This window comes from Agromyces sp. P1_H4, from assembly GCF_056405255.1.
The window spans coordinates 1-7,471 of the sequence record NZ_JBFUCL010000187.1 but is presented as its reverse complement, the minus strand read 5'-3'; the positions used below and the strand labels follow the sequence as shown (position 1 = coordinate 7,471).

The following is a 7,471-nucleotide window of genomic DNA, read 5'->3' as shown; positions in this document are numbered from 1 at the left end:
CGACGAGGGCGCCGACGTGGCACTCGACGAGGCGCGGCGGCTCGCCGACGAACTGGCCGAGCTGCAGCGTCGCGGGCCCGTGGCGGCCGCGCGGGCCGAGGCGGCCCTGCTCCGCGGTGATGCGGCGGCCGCCCGCGCGATCGCCCGTCCCGAGTTCGACGAGGCCGACCGCCGGAACGCCAGCGCGCTCCGGGCCGAGCTGGCGTACCTGCTGCGGCGCGCGGGCGACGAGGTGGAGGTGTCGCCCGACGACGGACACCCGTTCGCCGTGCAGGCACGCGGCGACTGGCGCCGCGCGGCCGACCTGTGGCACGAGGCCGGCGCCCCGTACCACGAGGCCGCGGCGCTCGCCGAGAGCCCCGACGAGGCCGACCTCCTCGACGCGCTCGTGATCCTCGACCGTCTGGGCGCGGCGCCGCTCGCCCGCCGGGTGCGCGCCGACCTCCGAGCCCGCGGCGTGCGGAGCATTCCGCGTGGACCCTCGAGCGTGACCCGGCGCAACCCCGAGGGACTGACCGATCGCCAGGTCGGGGTGCTCGAGCTCCTCGCCGAAGGCCTCACGAACGCGGAGATCGCCGACCGGCTCGTCGTCTCGGTGCGCACGGTGGACAGCCACGTCGCCGCGGTGCTGGCGAAGCTCGGCGTGCAGAGCCGGCAGGACGCCGTGCGCGCGGCCCGCGAACTCGGCCTCCTCTCGGCCTGATCGCAGCACGCGCCGGAAGATCTCGGTAGCCGCCGCAGCCGATCTCGGTAGTCGTCGCCGACGAGCCGGCCCACCTCCTCGCCGTAGAACTGGAATGTGCCCGGGACCGGGCCGCGACCAACGGATCGAGGGGTCATCATGAACACCGCAGTCATCGGCACCGCAGGCATCGTCCGCCCCGCCGGACGCGACACGTTGCTCCGGCGCATCTCGCGTCGCAGCGGCCTCGCGCTCCTCGCGTGGAGCCGCAGCGCCGAGCAGCGCCACGCCGCACCCACCCGCGACGAGCTCGCCGAACTGCACGAGCGGCGGCTCGTCGCCGCCCAGCTGCGCGAGGAGCGGTTCCGGGCGGTGGCGCTCGGGCGCCTGCTCTGAGGGCTGCGCTCCACCGGCGAGCCCCGCGCCGACGCGTCCCGCGAACGAGGGCCAGAGGTTGAGAGCGTTTCCACCGGCAGGCCCGCGAAGACGCGTGAGATGACGGGGATGCGGCCGACAGCGGCATCCGGAGCCTCTCGATAGTGCAAGCGCTTGCATTAACGCGTGCCGCGCTGCTACGGTCGGCTCCAAGTCGGTGGCACGCGGTCGTGCCGGGAATCGGGAGTCAAGGATGACGCAACGGGTGCGCGCCCGCGGTTGGTTCGCTGCAGCAGTCACGGGGGCCCTCGCGGCATCCGCCATCGTCTTCGTACCGGGCCTCGCGGCCGCGGCCGAGGAGCCCCGCACGTTCGCCCTCGTGGGCAGCCTGCAGTCGGAGCTCGGCTGCGCCGACGACTGGAAGCCCGACTGCGCCGAGACGGAGCTCATCCCGACCGGCACGCCCGGGGTGTACGCCGCCGAGTTCACGATCCCGGCCGGCTCCTACGAGTACAAGGTCGCCGTGAACGACGCCTGGGACGAGTCCTACGGCCTGAACGGCGGCAACGACAACATCCCGCTGACGGTCGAGGGCGACACCCCGGTGCGGGTGGTGTTCGACGACACCCTGAAGCGCGTGGGCCTCGAGGCCACCGGCCTGCGCGGCGCCTACGACGAGGCAGCCGACGCCGATCTGGTCGCCGCCCCCGTGCGCCAGCCCGGCAGCGACGAGCAGTTGTACTTCGTCATGACCGACCGCTTCCAGAACGGCGACGCCGCGAACGACCAGGGCGGCCTCACGGGCGACCGGCTCACCACCGGATACGACCCGACCGCGAAGGGCTTCTACAACGGCGGCGATCTCGCCGGCCTGCGGTCGCAGCTCGACTACATCGACGGACTCGGCACGACGGCCCTCTGGCTCACGCCGAGCTTCAAGAACCGCCCGGTGCAGGGCGAGGGCGCCGACGCGAGCGCCGGCTACCACGGCTACTGGGTCACCGACTTCACCCAGATCGACCCGCACCTCGGCACGAACGCCGAGCTCGAGGCGCTCATCGCTGAGGCGCACGCCAAGGGCATCAAGGTCTACTTCGACATCATCACGAACCACACGGCCGACGTCATCGACTACGAGGAGGGCCAGCACTCCTACATCGACCAGGCGACGAGCCCCTACCGCGACGCCGACGGCAACGCCTTCACGCCGGGCGACTACGCCGGCGCCGGCGACCCGGCCTTCCCCGCGCTCGACGCCGACACGAGCTTCCCGTACACGCCGACGGTGACGCCCGAGGACGCCGACCTCAAGGTGCCCGCCTGGCTCAACGACCCGACGCTGTACCACAACCGCGGCGACTCCACGTGGGAGGGCGAGTCGGTCACGTTCGGCGACTTCGTCGGCCTCGACGACCTGATGACCGAGCACCCCACCGTCGTCAACGGCTTCGTCGACGTGTACGACGACTGGATCGACCTCGGCATCGACGGCTTCCGCATCGACACCGCCAAGCACGTGAACTTCGAGTTCTGGGAGCAGTGGTCGACGCAGGTGCTCGACTACGCGCACGACCACGGCAAGCCCGACTTCTTCATGTTCGGCGAGGTCTACGACGCCGACCCGCAGAAGCTCAGCCCTTACGTGCGCAAGACCGACATGAACTCGGTGCTCGACTTCACCTTCCAGTCGCAGGCCGTGAGCTTCGCGGCCGGCAACTCGGCGAAGAACCTGCAGTCCCTCTTCGCGGGCGACGACTACTACACGACGCCCGACTCGTCTGCGACGGCCCTGCCGACCTTCCTCGGCAACCACGACATGGGGCGCGTCGGCTACTTCCTGCAGGGCACGGATGCCCCGCTGCAGCGTGACGAGCTCGCCCACGAGCTGCTCTTCCTCACGCGCGGCCAGCCCGTCGTCTACTACGGCGACGAGCAGGGCTTCGCGGGCACGGGCGGCGACCAGAGCGCGCGCCAGACCCTCTTCCCGACCCAGGTCGCCGAGTACCAGAACCAGCCGCTCGTCACGGGCGAGACGTTCGGCGCGGGCGCGCACCTCGCGACCGACGCGCCGATGTACGAGCACATCGCGGCGCTCGCCGACCTGCGYGCGACCAACCCGGCGCTGTCCACCGGCGCCCAGATCGAGCGCTACGTCGACAACGGCGCGGGCGTCTACGCGTTCTCGCGGGTCGACCGCACCGAGAAGGTCGAGTACCTGGTCGCGTCGAACAACTCGAACGTCGCGAAGACGGTCGACGTGCCCACCCTGACGAAGGACGGCGCGTTCGAGGTGCTCTACGGCGACGCCTCGCCCGTCACCGCGAACGCCGACGGCGTGGCATCCGTCACCGTGCCGGCGCTCGGCACCGTGGTGCTGAAGGCCGACCGCACGGTCAGCGCGCCCGACGCGGCATCCGCCATCTCGGTCTCGACCCCCGCTGCGGGCGCCGGGGTCACGGGCATCGCCCCGGTCGTCGCCGACGTCGACGACGCGACCTGGCAGGAGACGAGCTTCGCCTGGCGCGTGGCCGGCTCCGACGAGTGGCACGCGCTCGGCACCGCCGAGGACACGAGCCCCCGCGTCTTCCACGACACGGCCGGCCTCGCGAACGGCACGCTGCTCGAGTACCGCGCGGTGTCGACGGATGCCGCGGGCCACCGCTCGGCGGCGAGCACGTACGCCTCGGTCGGCAATGCCGTGAACCTCGTCGAGGAGGAGGAGCCCGAGCAGCCGATCGACCTGGTCACGGTGCCCGGCTCGCACAACTCCGAGATGGGCTGCCCCGGCGACTGGACCCCAGGCTGCGAGGCCGCGAAGCTCACGCTCCGCGCCGACGGCATCTACGCCGGCACCTTCGACCTGCCCGAGGGCGACTACGAGTACAAGGTCGCGCTCAACGGCAGCTGGGACCTCAACTACGGGGCGAACGGCGAGCCGAACGGCGGCAACGTCGCCTACACGCACGCCGGCGGACCGATCACGTTCTTCTGGAACCCCGACACGAAGGTCGTCTCCTCGACGGCCGAGGGCCCCGTCGTGACCCTTCCGGGCAACTTCCAGTCGCAGATCGGATGCTCCGGCGACTGGCAGCCCGACTGCCTCGCCTCGCTCATGCAGGACGGCGACAGGGACGGCGTCTACACCTACGCGACCGATGACCTCGACGACGGGTCCTACGAGGTGAAGGTCGCCCACAACCGCAGCTGGGACGAGAACTACGGCGTCGGCGGCGCACCGGGCGGCGCGAACTACACGTTCACGGCGACGGCGGGCAAGCTCGTCGAGTTCCGCTACACGCTCGCGACGCACGTGCTCGAGATCGTCGTCACCGACCCGCCGCTCGCGGGAACGGGCGAGTCGCGCGCGCACTGGGTGAGCGAGGACACGCTCGCGTGGCCGGCGGAGTTCCTCGGCGGGGCATCCGCTGCGGACGCGACGTGGACGCTCGAGCACTCGGCCGACGCCGCGCTCGCGGTCGCGGAGGGTGCGGTCACGGGCGGCGGTGAGCCGATCGAGCTCACGGTCGACCCGGCGGGCCTCTCCGACGCGCAGCTGGCGAAGTTCCCGGCGCTCGAGGGCTACGTGGCCCTGCACCCCGAGGGCCTCGACCGCGCCGACGTGCAGCAGCTCCTCACCGAGCAGCTCGCGGTGGCCCAGGTGACGGATGACGCGCTCAGCGCGTTCACCGGCGTGCAGGTGCCCGGCGTGCTCGACGACCTCTACGCGGACGCGCTGGCGTCCACGCCGCTCGGCGCGACCGTGGCGGGCGACGAGGCGGAGCTCACGCTGTGGGCGCCTACCGCCCAGTCCGTGTCGGCCCAGGTCTGGGAGTCGGGCGCCGCGGGCGACCCGGTGCTCGTGCCGRCCGAGTTCGACCCGGCCGACGGCACGTGGAGCGTCGACGGCGTCGACGTGGGCGACGAGTACCGCTGGTCGGTCGACGTGTACGCGCCGACGACCCGTGCCATCGAGACGAACTCGGTCACCGACCCCTACTCCGTGGCCCTCACCACCAACTCGGCGCGAACGGTGGTCGTCGACCTCGACGACGCCGCGCTGGCGCCGAAGCAGTGGGCCGAGACGCCCGCGCCGGTCGTGGAGCGACCCGTCGACCGTGCGATCTACGAGCTGCACGTGCGCGACTTCTCCATCACCGACGAGACGGTGCCGGCGGAGGAGCGCGGCACGTACCGCGCCTTCACCCGCGACTCGGCGGGCACCGCGCAGCTGAAGCAGCTCGCCGACGCGGGCATCAACACCGTGCACTTGCTGCCGACGTTCGACATCGCCACGATCGAGGAGAACCGGGCCGCGCAGGCGACCCCCGCGTGCGACCTCGCGTCGTACGGTCCGGCGTCGACCGAGCAGCAGGCCTGCCTCGAGTCGATCCGCGACCTCGACGGCTTCAACTGGGGCTACGACCCGTTCCACTTCCAGGCGCCCGAGGGCTCCTACGCGGTGGACGCGAACGGTGGCGCCCGCGTCGAGGAGTTCCGCGAGATGGTCGGCGCGCTGCACGCCACCGGCCTGCAGGTCGTGCTCGACGAGGTGTACAACCACGCCGCGGCATCCGGACAGGGCGAGAAGTCGGTGCTCGACAGGATCGTGCCCGGCTACTACCAGCGGCTCAACAAGGTGGGCAACGTCGAGACCTCGACCTGCTGCCAGAACATCGCCACCGAGCACGAGGTCGCCGAGAAGCTCATGGTCGACTCCGTGGTGCTGTGGGCCAAGGAGTACAAGGTCGACGGCTTCCGCTTCGACCTCATGGGCCACCACTCGAAGGAGAACATGCTCGCGATCCGCGCCGCGCTCGACGAGCTCACGCTCGCCGCAGACGGCGTCGACGGGAAGGCGATCTACCTCTACGGCGAGGGCTGGAACTTCGGCGAGGTCGCCAACAACGCGCTGTTCGAGCAGGCCACGCAAGGCCAGCTCGGGGGCACCGGCATCGGCACGTTCAACGACCGGCTGCGCGACGCCGTGCACGGCGGCAGCCCGGTCGACGGCTCGTCGACGTTCATCCAGGGCTACGGCACGGGCCTCGGCACCGACCCGAACGGGCAGCCGGGCACGCCGTCGCAGGCCGACCAGCTCGCCGACCTCGGGCACCAGACCGACCTCGTGAAGCTGGGCCTCGCCGGCAACCTCCGCGGCTACAAGCTGACGGATGCCGCGGGCGAGACCGTGCGCGGTGACGAGCTCGACTACCGGGGTTCGCCGGCCGGCTACGCCGACCAGCCCGACGAGGTCATCAACTACGTCGACGCGCACGACAACGAGACGCTCTACGACCTCTCGGTGTTCAAGCTGCCGACGGACACGTCGATGGCCGACCGGGTGCGCATGAACACCCTCGAGCTCGCCACGGTCACCCTGTCGCAGTCGCCGTCGTTCTGGCACGCCGGCACGGAGCTGCTGCGCTCGAAGTCCCTCGACCGCAACAGCTACAACTCGGGCGACTGGTTCAACCGCATCGACTGGACCGGCCAGGAGTCGACCTTCGGGTCGGGCCTGCCGAACGAGGCCGACAACGGTGAGAAGTGGCCCATCATGGAGCCGCTGCTCGCGAACCCGGCGCTCAAGCCGGCCGCGGCCGACATCGCGACGGCCGAGGCATCCGCCCTCGACCTGCTGCGGGTGCGTGACGAGGTCGACCTGCTGCAGCTCGGCTCGGCGGAGCTCATCGACGAGAAGGTGAGCTTCCCGAACAGCGGCCCCGGCGCCACGCCCGGCCTCATCGTGATGAAGATCGACGACCTGGTGGGCGACGACGTCGACCCCGAGCTCGACGGCGCCCTCGTGGTGTTCAACTCGTCGCCCGAGGCGATCACCGAGCAGGTCGACGGACTCGCAGGCCGCGACTTCGCCCTCACCGAGGCGCAGGCGAACGGCTCCGACGCGGTCGTGAAGAGCACGACGTGGGATGCCGCGAGCGGCTCGGTCACCGTGCCGGCACGTTCGGTCGCGGTGCTGGTCGACGAGCAGGCGCCGCCCGCGGTCGCCACGTTCACGGTCGGCGCGCCGAACAAGCTGCTCGCCAAGGCGGGCTCGGCGGTGCACTACGTCGGCGCGGTGCTCGCCGCCGACGGGTCGAAGCCAGTGGGCACGGTCACCATCACCGACGGCTCGAAGGTGCTCGCCACCGTGGAGCTCACGGCGAAGGACCGCGGCCGCTTCTCGGTGAAGCTGCCGAAGCTGTCGGCGGGCGTGCACGTCATCCGGGCGTCGTTCGACGGTGGCGAGGGCTTCGCGGACTCGGGCTCGTTCCCGGTGCCGCTGATCCTCTGGTAGCCGGCTGATGCGCCGAGGGCGCCGCTGCGGATCTCCGCGGCGGCGCCCTTTGCAGTTCGACCCGCCGCCGGCGTGACACGAGTGGTCACGATTCGCGGCATCCCGGGATGGGATGCGGC

At 71.5% G+C, this 7,471-nt stretch carries 3 protein-coding genes; all 3 read left to right on the top strand.

Annotated elements, in window-relative coordinates; translation table 11 throughout:
• A partial coding sequence (locus AC1DY2_RS12070) for a helix-turn-helix transcriptional regulator (RefSeq protein ID WP_476762649.1) occupies window positions 1-703 on the top strand: 703 nt, incomplete at its 5' end.
• A gap of 138 nt (window positions 704-841) precedes the next feature.
• Window positions 842-1,078 carry a hypothetical protein gene (locus tag AC1DY2_RS12065; RefSeq protein ID WP_476762648.1) on the top strand — a complete coding sequence of 79 codons (237 nt, stop codon included), beginning with the start codon at window positions 842-844 and terminating at the stop codon, window positions 1,076-1,078.
• Between the two features lie 232 nt (window positions 1,079-1,310).
• Entirely contained in the window at window positions 1,311-7,352 is a 6,042-nt protein-coding gene (gene pulA, locus AC1DY2_RS12060; protein ID WP_476762647.1) for a pullulanase-type alpha-1,6-glucosidase, read from the top strand.
• Window positions 7,353-7,471 lie beyond the last annotated feature (119 nt).

Coding starts and splice junctions, on each gene's coding strand:
- AC1DY2_RS12065 (WP_476762648.1), top strand. CDS start 842: ATGAACACCGCAGTCATCGGCACCGCAGGCATCGTCCGCCCCGCCGGA.